This window comes from Providencia sp. PROV200 (genome assembly GCF_049901995.1).
GTDB lineage: Bacteria > Pseudomonadota > Gammaproteobacteria > Enterobacterales > Enterobacteriaceae > Providencia > Providencia rettgeri_E.
The window spans coordinates 2,937,054-2,962,995 of sequence record NZ_CP096307.1; the positions used below are offsets into that span (position 1 = coordinate 2,937,054).

The window sequence follows — 25,942 nt, forward strand, 5'->3', positions numbered from 1 at the left end:
GTTTCTTTAATGTATCTCTGGCTTCAATCAATATTGAAATTAGATCATCTAAAGGCATTTTAGCTGTAAAACCGTGGGATAAATCTGAACCAAATAGTTCAATTTCTAAATTATCTACACCTTTATCTTAATTAATTTCTGCAACCCGCTCCCAATTTAATTGAACCTCTAACGTTAGATTCTCATATTCCATTGGACTTGAAAAAAATAGTTCTAATTTATTATCTTTCATTTTATTGCCTTCTTTGGGTCTAGCACAGTATTAAATGAGCCATCTGCATTATAATTATATCTAACGCCTTTTCCACTAGGCAAACGATATTCAAATGCACCACCACCTAAATCGTTTCGAACTACTTTAGGATCTTTAAAGATTTCTCGGATAAAATTTTCGGCAGCAGCATTTTTTTGCGCTGGATTACCATTTAAGGGTTCAAAAACGCCACTGGGTCTAGCTGCATGTTTGTCCCATGCTCTCACAGCTGAGGATAAGCACGATTGTAGTGTACTAAAGAAGCAGTGGTCAAAACCAGAAAGTATACAATGGGTTCCCCCCAACCGAGGTAAACCAAACCCCAGCCCACAACTCATGTTAAGCGGCAAGTGATTGAGTGAGTTTGGGTTTAAGGTGAGTAACCACATACCCTCACTCACCAAGCCGGACAGTTGATCATCCGGTTGGCTGAGAGCGAGTAAAATGATTAAGGTAAGAGACTAAAATTTGTTGGCATAGTGGCTCTTTAAATAGCCACTATGCCATTATTTTTTATAGATCTTTGTACCTATCAGGAAGGTATTTTCTATGTTCCATTGATTTCATTAAATTTTTTAGATCTGTCAAGTAATGTGATAACTCTTGTTTATTTGAACATTCCGTTTTTTCATATATTTGCTCATCAGATAAATGAGTTAAAACGTAATTTAAGCAATCTGTATAAATTACAACTTCCGATTCAGATAAACGAATATCAAATAAAGTTACATCCGCTTCTGGTATGTAATTAATTTTTAGTATATCCATCCTACCACCTCACATAATCAGAAAATTTTTCTTTAAATTCATCTAGTTTTTCATTACTAGGTCTATTCCATCGCCCATCTCTAGTACGTTGAGCCGTATTTCTATCACTATTTTTAAATGACGAGACCACTTCTCCATCAGGCTCAATTAGATGTATTCTTCCGTCATTACCTTTTACAACCCAACGACCATCATCTTGTATTAAGATATCTGAAGGCCTCGATTTTTGAACATCATTAATGACTGAACTGACTGGACGCCCCTCTTTATTTCTGATTCCCGCATGTTCACCTTGTGTAATCTTGTTTAAATAGGCGAGGTTATCTAAAGATAGAGTATCAGGAATAGATGTTCCAGGCAGTTTTTCGATCGGTTCTGGAAGCTGGTTTCCACCCGTATCAATTTTTCCTTGTTCGGGTATTTGGTTTCCGCTTGTATCCGTCCGGCCTTGCTCAGGGATTTGGTCGCCACCAGTATGAGGTTTCCCAACATTTGGATTTTTTGCTGCTTTATCTAAATCATTTGAGCAACTCAGTCCGAAAGTACAATCAAACGTTTCCGCTAGACCATCACGAATATTACCTAATGCCTTTTCGATACCTTTTGCAATACTGCTATCTGCTGTTTGTGTTACTTGTGAATTTGAACCAACACCATGAGGTAATGTAGGAACATTCGGAGACGGAATAGCAAATATACTACTTTGAGTAAAGTTGAGTTTATTCAAATTCTCTGTATTAACATCAATGGCATTAATTAATCTGCTATGTAAATATTTAACAGAAGTAATACTTTCTCTTGCCGACTTATCAAGTATCTCTTCATCTCCATCTCCATATTTATAATTGTCATTCAAACTGTCTAGATAGGTATTCTCATTATACCCAATTAAAAAGCTATCTAGCTCAGCTGAGGTTTTATACTCTTTGCTGATTAATCTGCCAGATATCATTATCTCTTGTACAAAAGGGTATTTCTCTGGATTATTTAAAAATTTCCATTCATTAAATCCTTCAACTTTTTCCAAAAATAATTTTTGTTTCTCGATATGCTCTTTAATTATTTCCTTTTTAGTCTCAATATTTTCTTTTGATGATAAATCAACCTTTCCATTTTTATCTAATAAAGACTCAATATCTATAGGAGTAGCCATATATTCACAATATGACATGTAATCCATAAAATCATTTAGAGCGTGATACCATTCAGGTGAAACTTCATGTCTATAACTTTCAAGATAACTATTATATCCATCATAATATCCATCACCGAAATATAAAGCGGTATTATTCTCAACAGGTAATCGAGTTCCTATTACAGTCATTGAATCCACATGACTCATATTTGTCATAATCTAATTTCCTTATTAGCATTTAAATATCACAATAAGGAAAATAAAATTTAATATTTTTATAGTCAACTAAACAGTATCATTCAAATAATATAAAAATACTGAATTAAATAATCATATCAAAGATACTAAATTTCTTAGTTAGTTATTAAAAACAAGCATTAATGAATTAAATAAAACTTTGTCTTTATTTTTAGATAAATACAAAAAAAGCCAACGTGTTTCCACATTGGCTTCAATTCGCTTTGGTGATAAACAGCATACTAGAGATACTGTTTATCTGTGCGATTAAAGAAAATTATTTTTTCTTTTTCGCTTTTGCGTTTGGTAAATCAGTAATGCTACCTTCGTAAATTTCAGCAGCCATACCGATTGATTCATACAGTGTTGGGTGAGCATGGATAGTTAATGCTAAGTCTTCAGCATCACAACCCATTTCAATTGCTAGGCCGATTTCACCCAGTAATTCACCACCGTTCACACCGACAACAGCCCCACCGATAACACGGTTAGATTGTTTATCGAAAATCAGTTTAGTCATACCTTCAGCACAGTCAGATGCAATTGCACGGCCTGATGCAGCCCATGGGAAAGTCGCAACTTCATAGCTGATATTTTGTTCTTTCGCTTCTTTCTCAGTTAAACCAACCCATGCAACTTCTGGCTCAGTATAAGCGATGGATGGAATAACTTTCGGGTCAAAGTAATGTTTCAGACCAGAGATAACCTCTGCGGCAACGTGACCTTCGTGAACACCTTTGTGAGCCAACATTGGTTGACCAACGATATCACCGATTGCAAAGATGTGCGGAACATTAGTGCGCATTTGCTTATCGACATGGATAAAGCCACGGTCATCAACTTCAACGCCAGCTTTGCCTGCATCCAAGTTTTTACCATTAGGAACACGGCCGATTGCCACTAATACAGCATCGTAACGTTGTGGTTCTGCGGAAGCTTTTTTACCTTCCATAGAAACGTAGATACCGTCTTCTTTCGCTTCAACAGCTGTGACTTTAGTTTCTAACAGTAGGTTGAATTTTTTACTGATTTGTTTGGTGAATACTTTAACCACATCTTTGTCAGCCGCTGGGATGACTTGGTCAAACATTTCAACTACATCGATTTGAGAACCCAGTGCATGATACACAGTTCCCATTTCTAAACCGATGATCCCCCCACCCATAACCAGCAGACGCTCAGGAACTTCAGTCAGTTCTAATGCATCGGTTGAGTCCCAAATACGTGGGTCTTCATGTGGAATGAATGGTAATTGAATTGGACGGGAACCCGCAGCAATGATTGCATTATCGAAATTGATAGTTGTGCTACCGTTTTCACCTTCAACAACCAGCGTGTTGGCACCTGTGAATTTACCGAAGCCGTTAACTACGTTAACTTTACGGCCTTTTGCCATACCAGCTAGACCACCCGTCAGCTGATTAATCACTTTTTCTTTCCATAAGCGAACTTTGGAAATGTCAGTTTTTGGCTCACCAAAAACGATACCGTGTTCTGCTAAAGCTTTTGCTTCTTCGATCACTTTTGCAACATGGAGTAAAGCTTTAGAAGGGATACAACCAACGTTTAAACAAACACCACCAAGGGTTGAATAACGTTCTACTAAAACAGTTTCTAAACCTAAGTCAGCGCAACGGAAAGCCGCAGAATAGCCTGCAGGGCCTGCACCAAGCACAACGACTTGGGCTTTAATTTCAGTACTCATCATGACCTCTTTTTGTTTTGTCCAGCGGTACTGCTGAATAAACGATCTTCCACTGGAAAAGTACACACCGAGAGCAGTTTACAGAATTGTTAACACCCTGAAAAGGCTCATTTCGTGATGTAACTCCCAACCTTTCGTAGCAGCAGCAAAAAATTCTGCCTCAGCCTAAATAAAACAGACCGGCTCATTCGCCGGTCTTATTATTTACATCACTAAACGGCGAATGTCGCTCATTAATTGCCCTACTAGAGTGATGAAGCGAGCTCCATCAGCACCATCGATAACACGGTGGTCAAAGGACAGTGACATTGGCAGGATCAGGCGAGGAACAAATTCGCTACCATTCCAAACAGGTTTCATTGAAGAACGTGACAGCCCCATAATTGCAACTTCTGGTGCATTCACGATAGGTGCAAAACCGGTAGTTCCGATACCACCCAAGCTGGAAATCGTGAAGCAGCCACCTTGCATATCAGACGCAGTCAGTTTACCTGCACGCGCTTTCTTAGAAACTTCCATCAGCTCGCGAGATAACTCTAAAATGCCTTTTTTGTTAACGTCTTTGAAGACTGGAACAACTAAGCCATTTGGCGTATCTACCGCAATACCGATGTTGATATATTTTTTCAGGAACAGACGCTGTGCATCTTCAGAAATAGAGCTATTAAAGCGTGGCATTTCTTCCAGAGCACGTGCAACCGCTTTCATGACAAAAACTAAAGGTGTGATTTTCACATCCAGTTTTTTCTTTTCAGCTTCTTTATTTTGTTGCTTACGGAATTCTTCAACTTCAGTGGTATCCACTTCTTCCATCAGCGTAACGTGCGGGATCATTACCCAGTTACGGCTCAGGTTAGCACCAGAGATTTTTTGGATACGACCCAGTTCAACTTCTTCAACTTCACCGAATTTGCTGTAGTCCACTTTCGGCCATGGCAGCATACCTGGCAAACCGCCACCCGCAGCCGCTGGAGCTTCCGCACGTTTTACGGCATCTTTCACGTAAGCTTGAACGTCTTCACGCAGGATACGGCCTTTACGACCTGTACCTTTAACTTTCGCTAAGTTAACACCAAATTCACGTGCTAAGCGGCGAATAACCGGTGTTGCGTGAATATATGCATCATTTTCAACAAATTCAGTTTTGCTGTCAGTTGCTTTCGCTGGCGCTGCAGGAGCAGGAGCTGGAGCTGGGGCAGACGGTTGAGCTGCTGGAGCCGCTGCTGGAGCTGCACCTGCCACTTCAAAGGTCATGATCAGCGAGCCAGTTTTCACTTTATCGCCAGTCGCAATCTTAATTTCTTTAACGGTTCCCGCGAATGGTGCAGGAACTTCCATTGAGGCTTTGTCGCCTTCAACCGTAATGATTGATTGCTCAGCGGAAACAGTATCACCCACCTTGACCATCACTTCAGTGACTTCAACTTCATCGCCGCCGATGTCTGGAACATTAACATCTTTAATTGCAGAAGCTGTTGGAGCCGCTGGTGCTGCTGCTTGTGCTACTGGAGCCGCAGCAGGTGCCGCGCCAGCCACTTCAAATACCATGATCAGCGAGCCAGTTTTCACTTTATCGCCAGTTGCAATTTTGATTTCTTTAACTGTTCCAGCAAATGGCGCAGGAACTTCCATTGAGGCTTTATCACCTTCAACAGTAATTAAAGATTGCTCAGCTTCTACTTTGTCACCGACTTTAACCATGATTTCAGTCACTTCAACTTCATCGCCACCGATATCTGGTACAGCAACATCTTTCGATACTGCTGCGCTTGGCGCTGCCGCTGGAGCCGCAGGGGCTTCTGCAGGAGCAGGCGCTGCGGCACCCGCCTCTGCTTCGAATACCATGATTAACTTGCCTGTTGTCACTTTATCGCCAACAGCAATTTTAATTTCTTTTACCACACCCGCTTGTGGAGATGGGACTTCCATAGAAGCCTTATCACCTTCAACGGTAATGAGAGATTGCTCAGCTTCTACTTTGTCGCCAACTTTAACCATCACTTCGGTGACTTCAACTTCATCAGCACCGATATCAGGCACTTGGATTTCAATAGACATTGATTTTTACCTCTTATGCCAAACGTGGGTTAACTTTATCTGGGTTGATGTTGTATTTTTTAATCGCTTCTTCAACGACTTTTACATCAATCTCACCACGTTTAGCTAATTCACCTAACGCTGCAACGATCACATAGGATGTATCCACTTCAAAGTGGTGACGCAGGTTTTCACGACTGTCTGAACGACCGAAACCGTCTGTACCCAGAACACGGTAATCACTTGCTGGAATATAAGTACGAACTTGTTCTGCAAACAGTTTCATGTAGTCAGTTGATGCGACTGCAGGTGCATCGTTCATCACTTGTGCAATGTATGGAACACGTGGTGCTTCAGATGGGTGCAGCATGTTCCAACGCTCACAATCTTGGCCATCACGTGCCAATTCAGTGAATGAAGTCACGCTATAGACATCAGAACCAATTCCATACTCAGCAGACAAGATATCAGCGGCTTCACGCACGTGGCGCATCATCGAACCTGAACCTAACAGCTGAACTTTACCTTTGCTACCTTCAACAGAAGCCAGTTTATAGATACCTTTACGGATACCTTCTTCTACGCCTTCAGGCATTGCTGGCATGTGGTAGTTTTCATTTAGCGTCGTGATGTAATAGTAAACGTTTTCTTGTTTCTCACCATACATACGCTCTAAACCGTCTTGCATGATCACCGCAACTTCGTAAGCGAAAGCTGGGTCATAAGAAATACAGTTAGGAATAGTCAGTGATTGAATATGGCTATGACCATCTTCATGCTGTAGACCTTCACCATTCAGTGTTGTACGACCTGAAGTACCACCGATTAAGAAACCGCGAGCTTGTTGGTCACCTGCTGCCCACATCAAGTCGCCAATACGTTGGAAACCAAACATTGAGTAGTAGATATAGAATGGGATCATCGGCAAGTTGTTAGTGCTGTATGATGTCGCAGCCGCTAACCAAGAAGAACCCGCTCCCAGCTCATTGATACCTTCTTGCAGAATTTGACCTTTCGAGTCTTCTTTATAGTAAGCAACTTGCTCACGGTCTTGCGGAGTATATTGCTGGCCTTTAGGGCTATAGATTCCGATTTGACGGAATAGACCTTCCATACCAAATGTACGCGCTTCATCAGCGATGATTGGTACTAAACGCTCTTTGATCGATTTGTTTTTCAACATAACGTTCAACGCACGAACGAACGCGATAGTTGTTGAAATTTCTTTAGATTGTTCTTCCAATAATTGGCTAAAATCTGCCAGAGCAGGGATATCCAATTTTTCATCAAAGGTTGAACGACGCGCTGGCAAATAACCACCTAACGCTTGACGGCGCTCATGCAGATATTTGTACTCTTCGGAATCTTTTTCAAACGTAATGTATGGCAGGTTTTCAATTTGCTCATCAGCAACAGGTACATTGAATTGATCACGGAAATGACGAACGCCATCCATGTTCATTTTCTTCACTTGGTGAGCAATGTTTTTACCTTCTGCTGTTTCGCCCATACCATAACCTTTGATGGTTTGCGCTAAAATAACAGTTGGTTTACCTTTAGTTTCTTGTGCTTTTTTGAACGCAGCATACACTTTCTTCGGATCGTGACCACCACGGTTCAGTGCCCAAATTTCATCATCAGTCATATCTTTAACTAATGCTGCAGTTTCTGGGTAACGATTAAAGAAGTGTTCACGAACGTATGCACCGTCACGTGATTTAAAGGTTTGGTAGTCGCCATCTAGGGTTTCGTTCATCAGTTGAACAAGTTTACCGCTCGTATCTTTACGCAGTAATTCATCCCAACGGTCGCCCCACATAACTTTGATAACTTGCCAGCCAGCACCATTAAAGATACCTTCTAGTTCATTAACAATTTTACCATTACCTGTAACTGGGCCATCTAAGCGCTGCAGGTTACAGTTGATAACAAACACTAAGTTATCTAATTTATCGCGAGTTGCGATAGTAATTGCACCTTTAGACTCTGGCTCATCCATCTCACCATCACCAAGGAATGCATATACGCGCTGAGCTGATGTATCTTTCAGTCCGCGGTTATCAAGGTATTTCAGGAATTTCGCTTGATAGATAGCATTAATTGGACCCAGACCCATTGATACCGTAGGGAACTGCCAGAAATCAGGCATTAATTTAGGGTGTGGATAAGAAGACAGACCATTTCCACCAATTTCTTGACGGAAGTTGTTCATTTGCTCTTCAGTTAAGCGGCCTTCCAAGAACGCACGTGCGTAAATACCCGGAGAGATGTGGCCTTGGAAGAAGACTAAGTCCCCGCCGTCATTGTTATTATGCGCACGGAAGAAGTGGTTAAAGCACACTTCATATAAAGTTGCTGATGACTGGAAAGAAGCCATGTGGCCACCCAGCTCTAAGTCTTTTTTGGAAGCGCGTAAAACTGTCATCACTGCGTTCCAACGAATTGCAGAGCGAATACGGCGCTCTAAATCCATGTTACCAGGGTATGCCGGCTCATCTTCAACAGCAATTGTGTTGATGTAATCAGAATGACCAGATGCACCAGCGGCAATATTAACACCGCCTTTACGTGCTTCGCTTAATACCTGTTCGATAATAAACTGAGCACGATCAACACCTTCTTCACGGATGACCGATTCAATCGCCTGTAGCCAGTCGCGAGTTTCAATCGGATCCACGTCATTTTTTAACATATCTGACATGGTGTATTCCTTATCTGTTATCTATTTTATATGTTTATGTGGAGCCTATCTTCCTGCTATTTTCCCAGTTGCTATAAAACAGCAGGAAGATAGGCCCTGATGTAGTTGCCGCTTTAACTCTTAACAAGAGTATTCACAATAATATAGACGCAGCAGTCAGGATCTATATTATTAATTCAAATCAGGATGTTGCTGTAACCGACGTAAAGAACGTTCCCTGCGAGTTTGCTCTCGGCTAATATCCAACAGTAAATCTTCGATAAAAGCTAAGTGACGATGAGAAGCTTCACGTGCTTTTTCAGGTTCTCTTGCCATTATAGCGGCAAAAATCTGTGCTCGGTGTTCACTAACTGCTTTATACATTTCTTTACGGGTATATAAAAACTCAAAATTCTGACGAATATTTTGTTCTAACATCGGGATCATACAACGCAGAAGATGTAATAAAACGACATTATGAGCAGCTTCAGTCACGATGAGTTGATATTGTAATACCGCGTCTGACTCTGCTTCTAGTCCGCCATTTTCTTGCGCTGTCTTAATTAATTCATAGCTTTGGCGAATCCGTTCAAGATCCTCATCTGTACCACGAAGTGCGGCATAATAAGCGGCAATACCTTCAAGGGCATGGCGAGTTTCAAGGAGATCAAATTGAGATTCAGGATTGCCTTCAAGTAGCTGAGCTAAAGGGTCGCTAAAGCTTTGCCACATTTTCTTTTGCACGAAGGTTCCGCCACCTTGGCGGCGAGATAAAAGGCCTTTCGCCTCTAATGTTTGAATTGCTTCACGCACTGATGGCCGAGATACGTCAAACTGCTTTGCTAGTTCGCGTTCAGGGGGCAGCTTTTCGCCAGGGCGTAATGTCCCTTCGAAAATAAGATGTTCAAGACGCTGCTCGATTACATCTGATAACTTTGGTTGGCGAATTTTACCGTAAGTCATAATCTGCCATATTCATAAGTGAGTAACTATTGATTACGTATTACCCAGTGTTAATTGGTAATACCAATTTATTTATGGGTTAATAAAGTAACAAAGTATTCACTATCTGTCCATAAAGACCTTGCGCTAAATCATAAAATCCTGCAAATCTTAACAAATTTTTTTAAAATTTAGCATGAATTGATAACCAAATATGCAATTTGGCATGACATATTTTAACATTAAAAACGATTTTTTATGCTAAAATCAAAAAACTGAAACGTTAAAGCGACCAATACAATGAATTTAAAATCAAAATAAATGCATTTAAAATCAAATTAACTCATTAACTGCAATCCTTACTCGTTCGGAATACAACATTGTTAATGGAGTGTTAAAATGATGGGTGATTTTAAATTTAACTCAAATTTTATTGGTAGAATAACACTAATTTTATTCCATCATCTTAGAATAAAATTAGTGTCAAAAATAAAATAGCGCTGTAATGTTTCAATTTATAGGTGGACAAGGAAAATAAGAAAAGGTTTCGAGCTTCGATTAGTTAGGGGCTACAAAATGTTTCGTTGTAACCCGTTAAATAGTTAAATCAATGCCAAAATACAATTTGCTAACGAATGATTGAGGTGTTAATCAGCTATTTAACACACTAACGTAAATAGGTGACTAATGTAAAGATTTCAACAATAACACTAAGGTTAATGAGCTCTGTTAAGGCCTCTTAGTGTATTAACCGGATCACTTACCTATCCCTATCAATAAAACGCATAGACAAATCCATGGCTTTAATATGTTTGGTTAGCGCCCCAACAGAAATAAAATCAACCCCTGTTTCTGCGAACTCTTTTATCGTTTCTAATGTGACATCGCCAGAAACTTCAAGTGCCGCCTTTCCTGCCGTTAACACTACCGCTTCTTTCATCATAACTGGAGTAAAATTATCCAACATAATGATATCAGCATTCGCTTTTAAGGCTCGTAATAACTCATCTAAGCTTTCTACTTCAATTTCAATTGGGACATCTGGATGGGCGCTACGCGCTAATTCAACAGCTCGTTCGACTGAACCTGCGGATATAATATGGTTTTCTTTTATTAAGTAAGCATCGGATAAGCCTAGTCGATGATTAAACCCACCGCCCATCAATACCGCATATTTTAAAGCGGTTCTTAAGCCTGGTATGGTTTTTCGCGTATCAAGTAACCTAGTTCTCGTATCTGCGATTTGTTTTACATATTCAGCCGTTATACTTGAAACAGAAGAAAGTGTTTGAATGAAATTCAAAGAGGTGCGCTCACCAGTTAATAAAATTTGTGATGGGCCATGCATCTCACAGAGAACTTGGTTAGGCGTAACGGTTTCGCCATCTTGAACTTTCCAATCAATGTTGACTTGCCCGCCAAGTTGAAGAAAGACTTCATCTAGCCATTGCTTACCACAAAAAACACCCTGTTCACGAGTAATAATTCGAGCACTTGCTTGCGTATCTGAATTTAATAACTGTCCAGTAATATCTTTTTTATAATCAAGAGATTGGTCTAAGTCCTCTTTCAAAGCAACACTGACCATAAAAGGAATATCAATTTGTAACCGCTCAAACAGTTTTTCGCGTCTTTGTTGTTCATCATATCGCCGTATAGTCATTTTTAACTCCAAAATATACACTCGCTTCGTTTCATATATGCTAATCTTTTCGTTTACAGATAACGAGTGTTAACAAAAAAGAAAAGAGAATACTATGGATAACGATATGAAAATACACAATGGTTGGCTAAATAATGTGACTCATATCCCTTCTCCACATCATGATGAGCGCCCCACTAATACCATACCTTCTCTTCTTGTCATTCATAATATCAGCCTTCCGCCAGGTCAATTCGGTGGCCCTTATATAAATCAATTATTTACAGGAACTTTAAACCCTGATGAACATCCATTTTTTAATGAAATCAAACATCTTCGTGTTTCAGCTCATTGTCTAATACGCCGTGATGGTACAATTATTCAATATGTTCCTTTTCATTTACGAGCTTGGCATGCAGGGCAGTCTTCCTATCAAGGTCATGAAAAATGTAACGATTTCTCTATTGGTATTGAACTAGAAGGTACTGATTTTGAAGCATTTACAGAAGAACAGTATCAGTCCCTTACTTATTTAACTAATTTACTTATAATTGAATACCCACTAATCAAAAATAATATTGCTGGTCACAGTGATATTGCCCCTGGCCGTAAAACAGATCCAGGTCCATTTTTTGATTGGCCATACTATAAGAATAAGTTAAATAATTATTAGTTTAATAATTATATTAACGTTATCCGCCAATGTAATATGGATACGTTTATTTTCGCCTAATTCTTCATTAAATCCCATCTTCTATGTTATTTTTGTTATTTATTGCGAAGCTGTTCGAAGAAAAATGCAATCTAATCTCTATTTCAATAAAAATTTACAAATTGCTTCGCACTGTTTTTTTTAATCTCTAATTTTAAATTAAAAATCTAATTATGATACAGCCTCACTTAACAACGGAGGTTTTATTTATGAATCAACAAGGATTTTCACTCATTGAAATTATGGTAGTCATTGCAATCATTTCAATTTTAAGTGCTATTGCGATCCCTGGCTATCAAAGCTATATGCAAAAAGCAGCAATTACCGATGTACTCCAAACCGTCATCCCTTATAAAAACAGTGTGGAAATATGTAGTTTTAACCGGAGTGGCTTATCACAATGCAACGGAGGTAATGATGATATCCCTAACAACATAACAGGGAGATATATAAGTAAAATAGAAGTTAAATCAGGTGTTATTACATTTTCCGCAGATAAATCATTAGCAGGCTTAAAAGTTACATTAACACCAACACTTCCTACCTCAAACACTTCTTTTAATTGGGCTGTTGTTTGTGAAAGCAAAAACAATATAAAATTAAAGTCATTGTGTGAAAAAACCTTTGTATTTTAATTGGAGTAATTTACATGAATATAGCTAAAAACGATCAGTTCATTTATAAAGAACTTAAGAGTCTATGTGATAGAAATTACATTATAATCATCGACTATAATCAAAAGAGGTTGTCGATAGCGGTAGTTAAAAAGCCAGATGATAATTTAATAGCAACATTAAAATTCATTGCTAGTGTCCCCGTATGTTACGACATTTGGCCAAAAGAAAAAATAGACCATTATTTTAATAACACAATACATGAAATAAAAGAGGAGGAAACCCATTATCAACCTAAAGAACTTGAACCATTAAACACTTCATCCCCTGCGATTAACTTTGTGGATGAATTATTAAAAACAGCGATTCATAAACGTTCATCTGATATACATCTTGAACCGACTAAGCATGGGTTGAAAATTAGGTTACGAGTCGATGGAAAGCTATATTTCATCCCTTCTCCACCTTATGATATTAATAGTGAAATTATTGCTCGTATAAAAATACTCGCAAAAATGAATATTGCGGAAAAAAGACTTCCACAAGATGGCCAAATGAGTTGGTACTTTGACGGGCAAAATTATAGCATTCGCCTTTCAAGTATTCCGACAATTCACGGTGAAAAATTAGTTTTACGTATTTTGAATACACAATTAAAATATTCTTTAGAGCACATAGGGATGTGCTCTTCCCTTCTTGATTTATTAAAAGAATATTTAAATCGACCTCAAGGGCTAATTTTAGTTACAGGACCCACTGGAAGCGGTAAAACAGTAACTCTTTATAGTTACTTAGAATATTTAAATCAGTCATCAAGAAATATTACAACCATTGAGGATCCAATTGAAATTCCACTACAAGGAATCAATCAAACTCAAGTCAATGAAAAATATAAACTTAATTTTTCTTTTATTTTAAGGGCACTCCTACGACAAGATCCAGATGTTATTATGATCGGTGAAATTCGTGATGAAGAAACAGCCAAAATAGCGGCTAGAGCAGCGCAAACTGGCCATCTAGTTTTGTCAACATTGCACACAAACTGTACAGTCAGTGCAATAGAGAGAATGAACCAACTAGGAATAGAAAATAGCCAACTAAAGTCTTGCCTGAAAATGGTCATTGCACAACGATTGGTACGAAAACTTTGCCCTCACTGCAAAGAAGTAATACCTAAAAAAACCAAATTACACAGTAACCATATAATAAATGAATGGTCCTCAAAAGGCTGTGAACTCTGTTTTTCTGGTTTTATGGGAAGAACCGCGGTCTATGAATACATCGACCATAAAAATATTTGTGAAATACTCACAAAGAATACATTAGAGAGCCCAGATAATTTTATTAATCTTTTTAATGCTGGTATAGATCTTGTTGAAAGGGGGGAAACAACCATTCAAGAAATCTATTCCATTATTGGAAATGGAGTGGATTAGTATGTTTATTTATTCATATACCGCAATTGATTCTAACAATCAACTAACGCATAGTACACTAATAGCGAAAAGTAAAAAACATGCTTTTATTAACATATCAGAAAGGAACTTAATTCCTATACACATAAAGCTAAAATCATTATTCACTTTAGACAAAAAAAATATTAATTATAGAGTTCATTTCTTTCATCAATTATCGTTATTGTCCTCATCAGGTATTAATCTTGTACAATGTTTAAAAATATTACATACTAACTGCCAACTTCCCTTTTGGAATGATATTATTGAAAGCTCAATAATTCATATGGAAAAAGGAGAAAAACTCTCACAATACTTACAAAAACATCCATTAATTTTTAATGATACTTTAATAAGTATTATTACCATTGCTGAGAAAACAGGACAATATGAGGAGAGTTTTAGTACAATCAACAAAATTTTGGAACATAATAATAGAGTTTCACTACTTATTAACAAGTCCATACGATACCCAATAATTCTTTCTTTATTTTCAATCGTATTGTTACTCATTATGATGTTCTATGTCGTTCCCCAATTTGAGAGCATCTATGAAAATGTTCAACATGAATTACCTCTCATCACAAAAATAATAACTTTTACCTCTAATCTCCTACGAGATTACTCACTCTATTTATTTATTGTTTTATTATTTGCATGCTCTCTAGTATTTAAATTCAAGGAAAAAACATTAGTTTTATTAAAAAATATAATCATGCATCTACCCATTTTCAAAAAATCATTACAGCTCCATAATTTAAGTCTATATTTCTTAACGATGCATTCAACTATCAACGTAGGGTTGTCATTATCTGAATGTTTAAAATGTACAATTCAAACTATCAGCAATCCTCAATATCAGAAAGACTGTAAATATATACACACATCGGTTCATAGAGGAGATTTGCTCTCCTACGCTATGAAGCAAACCAAATTTTTTCCTGATTTATCTGTACAACTAATGTCTATTGCCGAAGAGTCTGGAAAAATACACTATTTCTCAAATTATTTATTCAAATATTATTCTGAGCAATATATTTTTATTACAGAACGTAACCTAAAAAATCTCGAACCCATTTTACTCGTTCTTATTGCTATACTGGTAGGTACAATCATGCTAGCAATGTACCTCCCTATATTTAACTTAGGTAATGTTATAACTGAGTTATAAATAATTTTATGTAGATATCAATATGGTATTTAACCTTAAATATTTTATATGAAAATGTGTTTTTTAACCTATTCACCATAATATTACTCTGGATGAAGACAAATGATTTATTTCAGTGTAATCTATTTTTTTTTAACGAGTAAATGAATAATCATATGCCTTATATAGTTGCTTTAACAGGTGGTATTGGAAGTGGTAAAACAACTGTTGCAAACGAATTTGCTAAACTTGGAGTTCCTCTAGTTGATGCAGATGTGATTGCCCGGCAGGTTGTTGAGCCTAACACCCCAGCTTTAGAAAGCATTAAACGTCACTTTGGTAACGGTGTTATTCTCCCGAACGGAGACCTAAACAGGCAGTGTTTAAGAGAAATTATTTTTTCCAAACCCGATGAAAAAAAATGGCTAAATGATTTGCTTCATCCGTTGATCCAACAAGAAACACAAAAACAATTTCAACAAGTAAATTATCCTTATCTATTGTGGGTAGTCCCTTTATTAATTGAAAATAATATTCATCATTTGGCTGATAGGGTATTAGTTGTTGATGTTACTGTTGAAGAGCAAATTCAGCGTACTTTAAAGAGAGATAAGACCAGTTTAGAGCAAGTTACTAATATACTTAATGCACAAGTTAGCCGTGAAAAACGACTTAGTTATGCCAATGATATAATAACAAACCATTCTCATGATACAGATCTCTCAGACAAGGTTGCTGCTTTTCATAACCAGTACTTAACGCTAGCAAAAATAAAAAAATAGGAATTAAAATGGGCGAATTAATTGCAACAAATTTTATTACTTATGAATACCCAATGAATGAAAAAATTCGTTCTTGGCTGCGCCTTGAAACACTTTTATCTCAAATTTATGAGCTAAGTAATATTACCTCCTACTCTACTGGTATTGCCTTTTTCCGTTCAGTTTCAGAGCTAATTGAAATTCTTGATAGAGGAGAGGTACGCTCTGAGCTAATGAAAGAGCTCGAAAAACAACGGAGCCAGCTAGCGAGTTGGGCCGAAGCCCCTAATGCCGATAACCAATTAATTTCTACATTACTTGAACAATTATCTGAGACAACCTCCAAACTAATATCAGCCCCACGTTTTGGCCACCATTTACGAACAGATAAAATTATCAGTATGGTACGTCAACGTTTAAGCATCCCCGGTGGTTGTTGTAGTTTTGATCTCCCCACACTACAGCTTTGGTTGAATATCCCACAAATCGAACGAAATAAATCCATCAATGGATGGTTACAAAGCCTCGACCCACTGAAAAATGCATTAAACACCGTTCTTACATTAATTCGACAAAGTGGAAACTTTGAAATTAAAGAATCCTATAATGGTTTTTATCAAGATAATGTCGAAGGTAAAGAGTTACTACGCATCAAATTATCCATTGAGTATCTCATTTATCCGCAAATTTCAGGTCATAAAACACGATTTGCCTTACGCTTTCTACATATCGACAGTGAGAATGGTATACTTCCAGATGTTATTAATTTTGAGTTATCCTGTTGCTAGCTAGAGATATATAATTATGAGTGAAATCATTGAAGTAAATTGCCCTACATGTAAAAAGGTCGTTGTTTGGAATGAAAATAGCCCTTTCCGGCCATTTTGTAGTAAGCGTTGTCAACTCATTGACCTTGGCGAGTGGGCGAGTGAAGAAAAACGAATTGCAAGTCAAGGTGATATATCTGATAGCGATGATTGGAGCGAGCAACCAGATAAATAATGCGTTAAGTCGAGACAGCGGTAAGTTAAGTGGAAAATATATCATTGTGTATTTTCCACTTAATATCGATATCAGCTATTATGTGGATCACTTCTGTGCGTCAGTAACTCAACAATGATACGATTTGCCGGTGGGAACTCATCTGCAATAAGATCATCTTGACAAACCCAACGCGAGTCTTGCCCTTCTTTACCGTAAGGTTCATTTTCCCACGAAGAAATTATGAAAAAATAGAGTGTAATGAAGCGGTCATCAAACTCATGATCAACACGATGAAATAACTCACTCTTAGTCACTATAATGCCAACTTCTTCTTCGAGCTCACGAACTAATGCTGCTTCAGGGGATTCATTCGTTTCAAGCTTTCCACCAGGAAATTCCCAAAAACCAGCCATATGCGTGCCTTCAGGGCGTTTAGTAATAAAAATTTTTTTTTGGGAGTTACGAATGATCCCAGCTGCGATATATAAATGTTTTTTTTCCATAATTTTTTCGTCAAAAAGGCGGGTTACCCCGCCTTTTCTTTATATTGGAGTTAATGATGAACTAGTTTAAGCGGCCGTGACATTGCTTGTATTTTTTACCTGAACCACAAGGACAAGGGTCATTACGACCAATTTTGTGACCTTGAGTTGCAATTTTAGCTTCATTTTCAGTCATTAAAGATTCAGCACCGGCTTCATGGCTTAATTGTTGCCTTTTCGCTAAACGCTCCGCTTCTTCGCGACGCTGTTGTTCTAATGCTTCAACCTCTTCAGGTAAACGAACTTGTACTTTAGACAAAGTACTAATCACTTCATATTTCAAGGCTTCAAGCATGTTAGCGAACATGCTGAAAGATTCACGTTTGTATTCTTGCTTAGGATCTTTTTGCGCATAACCACGTAAATGAATACCTTGGCGTAAGTAATCCATTGACGCTAAGTGCTCTTTCCATAACGTGTCTAATGTTTGCAACATGACACCTTTTTCGAAATTACGCATCGCTTCTGCGCCAACAATTTCTTCTTTACGATCATAAACTTCGATCGCTTTTGCCATAATACGTTCACGTAATGTTTCTTCGTGTAATTCTGGCTCTTTGTCTAACCACTCTTTGATTGGTAAATCGAGGTCAAAATCATTGACTAAGCGCTGATGTAAACCATCAATATCCCACATTTCTTCAAGTGATTGAGGTGGAATATAGGCATCCATTGTCGTGGTTAATACGTCCTCACGAATGCTATCAACTGTTTCTTTGATATCTCCGCCATCCAGTAATTCATTACGCTGAGTATAAATTGCACGACGCTGATCACTTGCAACATCATCATACTCTAGTAATTGTTTACGGATATCAAAGTTACGGCTTTCAACTTTACGCTGTGCGTTAGCGATAGCTTTGGTCACCCATGGGTGCTCGATAGCTTCACCCGGTTTCATACCTAACTTTTTCATCATTCCAGTAACGCGGTCAGAGGCAAAAATACGCATCAGCGCATCTTCCATCGATAGGTAAAAACGAGATGAACCTGCATCCCCTTGACGACCCGCACGACCACGTAACTGGTTATCGATACGACGTGACTCATGACGCTCAGTACCAATAATATGCAAGCCACCCGCAGCTAAAACAGCATCATGGCGTACTTTCCAGTTTGCTTTGATCTCATCAATTTGCTCTTGAGTTGGCTCTTCTAATGCTGCAACCTCAGTTTGCCAGCTACCGCCTAACATAATATCTGTACCACGACCCGCCATATTAGTTGCGATCGTTACAGCTCCAGCTTGGCCCGCATTCGCGATGATGTCAGCTTCCATTGCATGGAATTTTGCATTCAAAACATTATGAGCAATTTTAGCTTTTTTCAACGCATTCGAAATCAATTCCGATTTTTCGATTGAAATTGTACCAACAAGAACGGGTTGCCCATTAGCAGTTCTTTCGCGAATATCTTCAATAATTGCTGCAAACTTATCAGCTTCGTTCATATAAACGAGGTCAGGTAAATCTTTACGTACCATTGGGCGGTTAGTTGGGATAACAATTGTATCGAGTTTATAAATTGAACTAAACTCAAATGCTTCAGTATCCGCAGTCCCCGTCATACCTGCAAGTTTTTCATATAAACGGAAATAATTCTGGAAAGTAATAGAAGCTAAGGTTTGGTTTTCATTTTGAATTTCAACCCCTTCTTTCGCTTCAACCGCTTGGTGTAAACCGTCTGACCAACGACGCCCTTCCATTGTACGGCCGGTATGTTCATCAACAATGACGATTTGACCATCTTTTACAATATAATCAACGTCTAAAGTAAACAATGCGTGAGCACGCAAACCTGCCATTACATGGTGCATTAACATAATGTTAGAAGGTGAATATAGGGACTCGCCTTCATCCATTAAACCTTCTTTTACCAGAAGCTCTTCGATTAATACCAGCCCACGTTCAGTTATGGTTACTTGACGTGCTTTTTCATCAACAGAAAAGTGGCCTTCCCCTTGGAAAGTGTCTGAATCTTCTTTTTCTTGACGCTGTAGATGTGGGATAAGTTTATCTACTTTTTGATACAGTTCAGAGCTGTCTTCTGCAGGGCCTGAGATAATCAGCGGTGTACGTGCTTCATCGATAAGGATTGAGTCCACCTCATCCACTAATGCATAGTGAAGTTTACGTTGAACACGTTCTTCAGGGCTAAATGCCATGTTGTCACGTAAGTAGTCGAAACCAAATTCGTTGTTAGTTCCGTATGTAATATCGGCTGCATAAGCTTCACGTTTTGCCGGTGGTGCCATACCTGGTAAGTTGATACCAACAGTTAAACCTAAGAATTCGAATAATGGACGGTTATTTTCAGCATCACGTTTGGCTAAGTAGTCGTTTACCGTAACCACGTGAACACCTTTACCGGTTAACGCATTGATGTATGCAGGTAATGTTGCCGTTAATGTTTTACCTTCACCCGTACGCATTTCAGCGATACAGCGTTCATTTAGTACCATCCCACCGATAAGCTGTACATCAAAGTGGCGCATACCAAATACACGTTTACTGGCTTCACGAACAGTTGCAAATGCTTCAGGAATAATGCTTTCTAAGCTTTCACCCTTCGTTAAGCGCTCACGAAATTCCACCGTTTTTGCTTTTAGCTCATCATCAGATAATTTTTCGAAGTCTGGCTCAAGGCGGTTAATTTTTTCAACTTCTTTACGTAAGCGGCGTAGCGTGCGGTCATTACGACTACCAAAAACTTTGGTTAAAATCTTTGTTAACATGTTTTAATCTCTAATAATCAATTAATTGTTTTAAATTTTAATAAATTTTATGACATAAAACAGCGCAGCATAAGCTGGCTTGTCATGAATGATGATTAGGCTGTTAACGGACCAGCACGAATACCGTGAACTTGGGCAATCCAAATTGCAGGTTGGTAGGCAATAATATGAGGATAGTTATAATGACTAAATTGGATAACACTTTCATCCCACTGAAGTGAGCGCTGAGCTAACATGGCATACAGCGTATCTAACATCAATTGTGGAACAATAAGCTGTTCTGTCTCTTCTGTTGCAGCGTTTACATCATCGTCTTCCGTTGCCGAAAAAGCAAAAGTCAGCTGCCGAATGACATTTCTTACCGCATGTTGCTGCCAGTAATTTACTGAATAAGATGACGATGATGATGAAGAACGTTGGGAACTCTGTTGAGCAAATAAATTGTCAAAGGCAGTAACAGCTTGGTTTTGCCGATTAACCGGTGAAGAGTTAACCTGTGTATGTTGAGACTCTGATAACGCATTTAAAATTGTAGGCAAGCCGACACCCGTGGCAACCACACCTAATAACAGGTGGGACCAAAAGTATTTTCTTCCGAGTTGTCGCCAAAAATTTAAAATGCCCATCAAACTCTTATATAATGAATAAGTGACAAAGTTATTATTTGTAATTCGTTGTTTCATTCTCAGCTGGAGCTAAAAATGAGAGATAGTCATCCACAAGCACTTTTTGATGTTCTTGAAGGATCATTGGCAACATCATCGAACACTTTACAAACTATTCAGCGTAATGCAAAAGCGATTATCAAACTGAATCGGGCTGTAAGAGGGTTACTACCGGCTGAAATTAAACCCATGTGCCGTGTTGCAAACTACCGTAATAATATTATGGTCATTGAAGTGGCAAATGCCAGTTGGATGACCCGACTTAATTACGAAAAACTCAATCTTCTTTCTGCATTAAGAACGTCCATTCTACCATCTTTATCTTCTATCGACATCAGAATCAACCCCGATCTTATGCGAAAATCGAGGCAAAATAGCTCAGTAACTAAGCAAACAACTTCAACAAGTCAAAAAATGAACGAACGACAGATAAGCACTCAAACAGCGCAAACACTTTTGAAATTAGCAGAAAATAGCCCGAAAGGATTAAAAGAAAGGTTTGAGCGGCTGGCTGCACTAGCCGGAGAGAGTACTAGTGCAACCAACAGAAAAGGCTAGCTTCGATTCACTTTCGAAGGTAGCTGCATAATTGAGTTTATGCAAACACCGTTGAAGGTGCTTTGAATGCGACAGGCAATTGAGCTTCGTCTTCAAATGTGACGAGGTCCCAAGCAGATTCTTTCGCTAAAACCGCTTGTAACAGCTTGTTATTCAATGCATGGCCTGACTTAAACGCTGTGAATGCGCCAATAATGTTGTGCCCACACATAAATAAATCACCAATTGCATCTAACATTTTGTGACGAACGAATTCATCTTCAAAACGTAAACCATCTTCGTTAAGAACTTTATAGTCATCAACAACGATGGCGCAGTCGAAACTACCGCCTAAGCATAAGCCTTTTGATTGCAGATATTCAATATCACGCATAAAGCCAAAAGTACGCGCACGGCTAATTTGATTTACAAATGATTCTGCTGAGAAATCAAGTGAGTAGCGTTGTGTGCTACTATCAATTGCTGGGTGTTGGAAATCAATTGTGAAATCAAGGCTAAACCCATTATAAGGTCGCATTTCAGCCCATTTATCACCATCTTCAACACGTACAGTTTCTTTTATACGTAAAAATTTCTTCGCACTATTTAACTCTTCAATACCGCCATCAAGCAGTAAGAATACAAATGGTGCTGCACTGCCATCCATAATAGGGATTTCAGGCGCATTGACTTCAATAACAATGTTATCGATACCTAACCCTGCTAAGGCAGCATTCAAATGCTCAACAGTCGAAATACGCACGTTATCTTCATTAACTAAGCATGTACATAACATGGTGTCACGAACTGATTTCGCATCTGCCGGAAAATCAACCGGTGGATTAAGGTCAGTACGACGGTAGATGACCCCGGTATTGGCCGGCGCTGGACGTAATGTAAGCGTAACTTTCTTGCCGGTATGTAAACCAACACCAGTCGCTGTAATAATACGTTTTAGTGTCCGTTGTTTGATCATCGTATTTTTCTCGCAATGTTATAAGTCCTACTGATCATCATACAAGATAATCAGTAGGAAATTTTAGCACAAAAAGCGGAGAAACCAATATAAATAAAATTAATCGGCCTGCTTACGCAAGAACGCAGGAATATCAAGATAATCTGGTTCTTTGTTTGTTTGCGTATTTTGGTCGTTAACTGCTTTAGCAGCTGGTTTCTCTTCTGTTAATGAAGACATGCTATTTTGCATTTGCTGATAGCGTTGCTCCATTGACGCCTGCTGAGACATTTTGTTGCTAACTAAAGTAATTTCTGGACGTTTGTCCATACCAATACCTGTAGCAACAACAGTGACACGCAGTTCTTCGTGCATTTCTGGGTCAAGAGATGTACCGATTACCACTGTTGCATTATCAGATGCGAAGGCACGAATAGTGTTACCTACCGTTTCAAACTCATCTAAACGCAGGTCGAAGCCAGCCGTGATGTTAACTAATACACCACGTGCACCAGACAGGTCGATATCTTCAAGAAGTGGACTAGAAATAGCCATTTCTGCCGCTTCTTCTGCTCTATCTTCACCTCGAGCAACACCTGACCCCATCATCGCGTAGCCCATTTCTGACATCACAGTACGTACGTCAGCAAAGTCTACGTTCATTAAACCTGGGCGAGTAATCAGTTCAGCGATACCTTGTACTGCACCTTTTAGTACGTCATTTGCCGCACCGAAAGCATCCAGTAATGAGATACCACGACCAAGTACTTTTAATAATTTATCATTTGGGATAGTGATCAATGAGTCAACATGTTTTGACAACTCAGTGATACCTGCTTCTGCGAATGCCATGCGCTTTTTACCTTCGAAATTGAAAGGCTTAGTCACAACAGCAACTGTCAGAATACCCAATTCTTTGGCAACCTCGGCAACGACCGGCGCTGCACCAGTCCCTGTACCGCCGCCCATACCTGCTGCGATAAAGACCATATCCGCGCCATCTAAAGCATTACGCAGCGCCTCACGGTCTTCTTCAGCGGCATTACGGCCAACTTCAGGGTTTGCACCTGCACCCAGACCTTTGGTTATACCTGTACCGATCTGGATAGTTTGTCCAACTGCGGTTTTACGCAGCGCTTGTGCATCTGTATTGACAGCGAAGAATTCGACGCCTTCAATACGTTCACGCACCATGTGTTCAACGGCATTTCCGCCGCCGCCGCCAACGCCGATGACTTTAATCACCGCATCGTTGGTTAGCTCCATTGGTTCAAACATAATGTCTCTCCGTTTTGTGCTTACTACTTTCGAAGCTAATAATATGCTTCTTTATCAAAATTAAAATTCTTTTCTCAGCCAACTGGTTATTTTACTAAACCACCCGCTAACTGATGCACGTTTTTCTACTTCGGTATCATCGCCTAAGTGGCTTTCTTTACCGTAATGCAGAAGCCCTACTGCTGTTGAGTAATATGGCTCCTGCGCATAATCCGTTAACCCTGTAATGTTGAGCGGTGTACCAATTCGCACTTGCGTATGGAACACTTTTTGCGCACATTCGACTAGACCATCAATTTGTGCGGCTCCACCCGTCAACACGATCCCAGCTGCCAAATGGTGTTTGACACCTTGTTGACGCAACTGTTCCTGTAAATTTAAAATTTCTTCATTTACTAAGTTTAACAGCTCAGTATACCGTGGCTCGATAACTTCTGCTAAGGTTTGACGCTGTAAACTTCGTGGTGGTCGCCCACCAACACTTGGTACTTCAACGGTTTCATCTTTACTGACGATAGAACCGACTGCACAACCATGGCGCACTTTAATGGCTTCTGCATCACTGGGTGGCGTTCCAAACGCATACGCGATGTCACTTGTCACCACATTGCCTGCATATGGAATCACTTTCGTATGGCGTAAAGCCCCACCAGTATAAACCGCCATGTCCATTGTGCCGCCACCGATATCGACGACACATACACCTAATTCACGCTCATCTTCCGTTAAAACGCTATAACTTGCAGCGAGACCGGCAAAAATAAGCTGATCAACTTTTAACCCACAACGTTCAACGGCTTTGACGATATTCTTCGCCATATCGTTATGGCAGGTGATCAAATGAACTTTAGCTTGCATACGTACACCCGATAAACCAACTGGGTTTTTGATCCCTTCTTGGTAATCTATTGCAAATTCTTGCGGGATCACGTGCAAAATTCTGTGTTCATCACGAACACGCACCGATTTTGCTGTATGCACAACACTGTCAACATCTTCTTGCGTCACTTCTTCTTCTGAAACTGGCACCATACCAATTTCATTTTGGCAACTGACGTGTTTACCCGATAGTGCAAGGTAAACCGATGAAATTTGGCAGTCGGCCATCAGTTCTGCTTGGTCAATGGCTCTTTGTACACATTTTACCACTGATTCAAGATCGTTTACGCCACCTTTGTCCATTCCACGAGATGGACAACTTCCCACCCCAATAATATTAACCATACCATCGGGCAGAATTTCGCCAACAAGGGCTGATACCTTGGAAGTTCCAATTTCAAGGCCTACCACTAATTTTCTGTCCGTTGCTTTAATCATTTTTTCTGCCTAATTTTTGTTATTAGTCATCGTTTTTATTGTAACTCCGGTGGAGCATCAACCAATAGTGGTGCCCAGCCCACCGCAGCACCATTGGAATAACGTAAGTCAACATAGTCAACGCGTTTATCCGTTGTTTGCTGCAAAAGCGGATACAGTTCAAGGAACCTATTTAACCGCTCTGACACATCTTTCTTACCTAATTCAATTCTAACATCGTTGTCTAAAATAATTTGCCATGCGTGTCTGGCTGTCATCGATAGTGATTTTAGCTTTAGGTTATGTGCCGCTAATGTGTTCTTAAAGACAGAATATTCTTTGAGAACCTCTTTCTGGCTACCTTGTGGGCCATAAAGCAACACATAATCCCCTTTACCATTTTCGCTAACCGGCAAATTAAATACTCGGCCTTGCTCATCCACCATGTTTTGATCATTCCACCTAGCGAATGGGCGGTATTCAACAATATGAATTTTCAATTCATCTGGCCATTGTTTACGCACTGTCACTTGACGTACCCATGGCAACATACTTATTTGGTTCTGGATAGCGTTGACATCGACGGTCATAAACGTCCCTGGCTGCCCTAACGCTAAAATAGCCTTTCTGACATCATCATTTTTGGTGTAATGACGCTCACCCGTTAACACCAATTTAGACATCGGCAGCCTGTCAGCATCTTTCATCCAAGTCATCACCATCCAACCGCTCCAGATGATAGTGCCGACAACAAATAGAAAGAAAAATAACCCACCTAAAAACGCGCCATTACTGGGTCCTGAACGCGGATCCTCGTCGTTCTTCTGATTATGCCTAACGTTTAATGCTGCTTGTGACATA

23 protein-coding genes are annotated in these 25,942 nt (G+C 39.2%); 8 read left to right on the forward strand and 15 right to left on the reverse strand.

Annotated elements, in window-relative coordinates:
• Positions 1–228: 228 nt before the first annotated feature.
• From M1E86_RS13575 to nadC, 8 genes are all read right to left on the reverse strand, one after another.
• Positions 229–642 carry a hypothetical protein gene (locus M1E86_RS13575; protein ID WP_213914497.1) on the reverse strand — a complete coding sequence of 138 codons (414 nt, stop codon included), beginning with the start codon at positions 640–642 and terminating at the stop codon, positions 229–231.
• Positions 643–766: 124 nt separating this feature from the next.
• On the reverse strand, positions 767–1,021 hold the full coding sequence (locus tag M1E86_RS13580) for a hypothetical protein (protein ID WP_004265621.1): 255 nt from the start codon (positions 1,019–1,021) through the stop codon (positions 767–769).
• Between the two features lies 1 nt (position 1,022).
• A complete protein-coding gene (locus tag M1E86_RS13585; RefSeq protein ID WP_248466792.1) occupies positions 1,023–2,372 on the reverse strand; it encodes a hypothetical protein in 1,350 nt (449 codons plus the stop codon).
• A gap of 298 nt (positions 2,373–2,670) precedes the next feature.
• Positions 2,671–4,098 (reverse strand): dihydrolipoyl dehydrogenase, encoded by a 1,428-nt coding sequence (lpdA, locus tag M1E86_RS13590; protein WP_125891400.1) that lies wholly within the window; start codon positions 4,096–4,098, stop codon positions 2,671–2,673.
• A 204-nt stretch (positions 4,099–4,302) separates the two neighbouring features.
• Positions 4,303–6,156 (reverse strand): pyruvate dehydrogenase complex dihydrolipoyllysine-residue acetyltransferase, encoded by a 1,854-nt coding sequence (gene aceF / locus M1E86_RS13595; protein ID WP_213914496.1) that lies wholly within the window; start codon positions 6,154–6,156, stop codon positions 4,303–4,305.
• 13 nt (positions 6,157–6,169) lie between these two features.
• A complete protein-coding gene (aceE, locus tag M1E86_RS13600; protein ID WP_125891402.1) occupies positions 6,170–8,836 on the reverse strand; it encodes a pyruvate dehydrogenase (acetyl-transferring), homodimeric type in 2,667 nt (888 codons plus the stop codon).
• A gap of 171 nt (positions 8,837–9,007) precedes the next feature.
• Positions 9,008–9,778 (reverse strand): pyruvate dehydrogenase complex transcriptional repressor PdhR, encoded by a 771-nt coding sequence (pdhR, locus tag M1E86_RS13605; RefSeq protein ID WP_004261987.1) that lies wholly within the window; start codon positions 9,776–9,778, stop codon positions 9,008–9,010.
• Positions 9,779–10,517: 739 nt separating this feature from the next.
• Complete coding sequence (gene nadC, locus M1E86_RS13610) at positions 10,518–11,420, reverse strand: carboxylating nicotinate-nucleotide diphosphorylase (RefSeq protein WP_125891403.1); 903 nt, start codon at positions 11,418–11,420, stop codon at positions 10,518–10,520.
• 106 nt (positions 11,421–11,526) lie between these two features.
• Here nadC and ampD point away from each other — a divergent pair, with 106 nt between their 5' ends.
• The 7 genes from ampD to yacG all read left to right on the forward strand — a co-directional run bounded on the left by ampD (position 11,527) and on the right by yacG (position 17,092).
• Complete coding sequence (gene ampD / locus M1E86_RS13615; RefSeq protein WP_213914498.1) at positions 11,527–12,072, forward strand: 1,6-anhydro-N-acetylmuramyl-L-alanine amidase AmpD; 546 nt, start codon at positions 11,527–11,529, stop codon at positions 12,070–12,072.
• Between the two features lie 248 nt (positions 12,073–12,320).
• Positions 12,321–12,746 (forward strand): prepilin peptidase-dependent pilin, encoded by a 426-nt coding sequence (gene ppdD, locus M1E86_RS13620; protein WP_213914495.1) that lies wholly within the window; start codon positions 12,321–12,323, stop codon positions 12,744–12,746.
• A 14-nt stretch (positions 12,747–12,760) separates the two neighbouring features.
• Complete coding sequence (locus M1E86_RS13625) at positions 12,761–14,161, forward strand: ATPase, T2SS/T4P/T4SS family (RefSeq protein ID WP_213914494.1); 1,401 nt, start codon at positions 12,761–12,763, stop codon at positions 14,159–14,161.
• Position 14,162: 1 nt separating this feature from the next.
• Positions 14,163–15,350: a type II secretion system F family protein gene (locus M1E86_RS13630; protein ID WP_213914493.1), complete on the forward strand. Its 1,188-nt coding sequence runs from the start codon at positions 14,163–14,165 to the stop codon at positions 15,348–15,350.
• A gap of 155 nt (positions 15,351–15,505) precedes the next feature.
• Positions 15,506–16,111: a dephospho-CoA kinase gene (gene coaE / locus M1E86_RS13635; RefSeq protein ID WP_125891629.1), complete on the forward strand. Its 606-nt coding sequence runs from the start codon at positions 15,506–15,508 to the stop codon at positions 16,109–16,111.
• An 8-nt stretch (positions 16,112–16,119) separates the two neighbouring features.
• The gene (zapD, locus tag M1E86_RS13640) at positions 16,120–16,878 is read left to right on the forward strand and encodes a cell division protein ZapD (RefSeq protein ID WP_125891406.1); all 759 of its coding nucleotides are present in this window, start codon (positions 16,120–16,122) and stop codon (positions 16,876–16,878) included.
• Positions 16,879–16,894: 16 nt separating this feature from the next.
• The gene (yacG, locus tag M1E86_RS13645; protein ID WP_125891407.1) at positions 16,895–17,092 is read left to right on the forward strand and encodes a DNA gyrase inhibitor YacG; all 198 of its coding nucleotides are present in this window, start codon (positions 16,895–16,897) and stop codon (positions 17,090–17,092) included.
• 71 nt (positions 17,093–17,163) lie between these two features.
• Here the strand turns inward: yacG and mutT are convergent, their stop codons facing one another.
• The 3 genes from mutT to secM form a co-directional block, all read right to left on the reverse strand.
• The gene (gene mutT / locus M1E86_RS13650) at positions 17,164–17,577 is read right to left on the reverse strand and encodes an 8-oxo-dGTP diphosphatase MutT (RefSeq protein WP_213914492.1); all 414 of its coding nucleotides are present in this window, start codon (positions 17,575–17,577) and stop codon (positions 17,164–17,166) included.
• Between the two features lie 61 nt (positions 17,578–17,638).
• Positions 17,639–20,350, reverse strand: a complete 2,712-nt coding sequence (gene secA, locus M1E86_RS13655; RefSeq protein WP_125891409.1) for a preprotein translocase subunit SecA — start codon at positions 20,348–20,350, stop codon at positions 17,639–17,641.
• Between the two features lie 95 nt (positions 20,351–20,445).
• A complete protein-coding gene (gene secM / locus M1E86_RS13660; RefSeq protein WP_125891410.1) occupies positions 20,446–20,976 on the reverse strand; it encodes a secA translation cis-regulator SecM in 531 nt (176 codons plus the stop codon).
• Between the two features lie 75 nt (positions 20,977–21,051).
• Between secM and M1E86_RS13665 the strand changes: the two genes are divergently transcribed.
• Positions 21,052–21,573: a DciA family protein gene (locus tag M1E86_RS13665; RefSeq protein WP_213914491.1), complete on the forward strand. Its 522-nt coding sequence runs from the start codon at positions 21,052–21,054 to the stop codon at positions 21,571–21,573.
• Positions 21,574–21,610: 37 nt separating this feature from the next.
• Here M1E86_RS13665 and lpxC read toward each other — a convergent pair whose 3' ends face one another.
• The 4 genes from lpxC to ftsQ all read right to left on the reverse strand — a co-directional run bounded on the left by lpxC (position 21,611) and on the right by ftsQ (position 25,941).
• Complete coding sequence (gene lpxC, locus M1E86_RS13670) at positions 21,611–22,528, reverse strand: UDP-3-O-acyl-N-acetylglucosamine deacetylase (RefSeq protein ID WP_125891412.1); 918 nt, start codon at positions 22,526–22,528, stop codon at positions 21,611–21,613.
• A gap of 99 nt (positions 22,529–22,627) precedes the next feature.
• Positions 22,628–23,785: a cell division protein FtsZ gene (ftsZ, locus tag M1E86_RS13675; protein WP_004262022.1), complete on the reverse strand. Its 1,158-nt coding sequence runs from the start codon at positions 23,783–23,785 to the stop codon at positions 22,628–22,630.
• Between the two features lie 60 nt (positions 23,786–23,845).
• Entirely contained in the window at positions 23,846–25,102 is a 1,257-nt protein-coding gene (gene ftsA, locus M1E86_RS13680) for a cell division protein FtsA (protein WP_004262024.1), read from the reverse strand.
• 35 nt (positions 25,103–25,137) lie between these two features.
• Complete coding sequence (ftsQ, locus tag M1E86_RS13685; RefSeq protein ID WP_125891413.1) at positions 25,138–25,941, reverse strand: cell division protein FtsQ; 804 nt, start codon at positions 25,939–25,941, stop codon at positions 25,138–25,140.
• Position 25,942: the final 1 nt, after the last annotated feature.

Coding starts and splice junctions, on each gene's coding strand:
- ftsQ (WP_125891413.1), bottom strand. CDS start 25,941: ATGTCACAAGCAGCATTAAACGTTAGGCATAATCAGAAGAACGACGAG.
- M1E86_RS13665 (WP_213914491.1), top strand. CDS start 21,052: ATGAGAGATAGTCATCCACAAGCACTTTTTGATGTTCTTGAAGGATCA.
- aceE (WP_125891402.1), bottom strand. CDS start 8,836: ATGTCAGATATGTTAAAAAATGACGTGGATCCGATTGAAACTCGCGAC.
- secM (WP_125891410.1), bottom strand. CDS start 20,976: ATGGGCATTTTAAATTTTTGGCGACAACTCGGAAGAAAATACTTTTGG.
- M1E86_RS13630 (WP_213914493.1), top strand. CDS start 14,163: ATGTTTATTTATTCATATACCGCAATTGATTCTAACAATCAACTAACG.
- pdhR (WP_004261987.1), bottom strand. CDS start 9,778: ATGACTTACGGTAAAATTCGCCAACCAAAGTTATCAGATGTAATCGAG.
- mutT (WP_213914492.1), bottom strand. CDS start 17,577: ATGGAAAAAAAACATTTATATATCGCAGCTGGGATCATTCGTAACTCC.
- M1E86_RS13580 (WP_004265621.1), bottom strand. CDS start 1,021: ATGGATATACTAAAAATTAATTACATACCAGAAGCGGATGTAACTTTA.
- ampD (WP_213914498.1), top strand. CDS start 11,527: ATGAAAATACACAATGGTTGGCTAAATAATGTGACTCATATCCCTTCT.
- M1E86_RS13625 (WP_213914494.1), top strand. CDS start 12,761: ATGAATATAGCTAAAAACGATCAGTTCATTTATAAAGAACTTAAGAGT.
- aceF (WP_213914496.1), bottom strand. CDS start 6,156: ATGTCTATTGAAATCCAAGTGCCTGATATCGGTGCTGATGAAGTTGAA.
- M1E86_RS13575 (WP_213914497.1), bottom strand. CDS start 642: ATGTGGTTACTCACCTTAAACCCAAACTCACTCAATCACTTGCCGCTT.
- yacG (WP_125891407.1), top strand. CDS start 16,895: ATGAGTGAAATCATTGAAGTAAATTGCCCTACATGTAAAAAGGTCGTT.
- ppdD (WP_213914495.1), top strand. CDS start 12,321: ATGAATCAACAAGGATTTTCACTCATTGAAATTATGGTAGTCATTGCA.
- zapD (WP_125891406.1), top strand. CDS start 16,120: ATGGGCGAATTAATTGCAACAAATTTTATTACTTATGAATACCCAATG.
- coaE (WP_125891629.1), top strand. CDS start 15,506: ATGCCTTATATAGTTGCTTTAACAGGTGGTATTGGAAGTGGTAAAACA.
- ftsZ (WP_004262022.1), bottom strand. CDS start 23,785: ATGTTTGAACCAATGGAGCTAACCAACGATGCGGTGATTAAAGTCATC.
- lpxC (WP_125891412.1), bottom strand. CDS start 22,528: ATGATCAAACAACGGACACTAAAACGTATTATTACAGCGACTGGTGTT.
- M1E86_RS13585 (WP_248466792.1), bottom strand. CDS start 2,372: ATGACAAATATGAGTCATGTGGATTCAATGACTGTAATAGGAACTCGA.
- lpdA (WP_125891400.1), bottom strand. CDS start 4,098: ATGAGTACTGAAATTAAAGCCCAAGTCGTTGTGCTTGGTGCAGGCCCT.
- ftsA (WP_004262024.1), bottom strand. CDS start 25,102: ATGATTAAAGCAACGGACAGAAAATTAGTGGTAGGCCTTGAAATTGGA.
- secA (WP_125891409.1), bottom strand. CDS start 20,350: ATGTTAACAAAGATTTTAACCAAAGTTTTTGGTAGTCGTAATGACCGC.
- nadC (WP_125891403.1), bottom strand. CDS start 11,420: ATGACTATACGGCGATATGATGAACAACAAAGACGCGAAAAACTGTTT.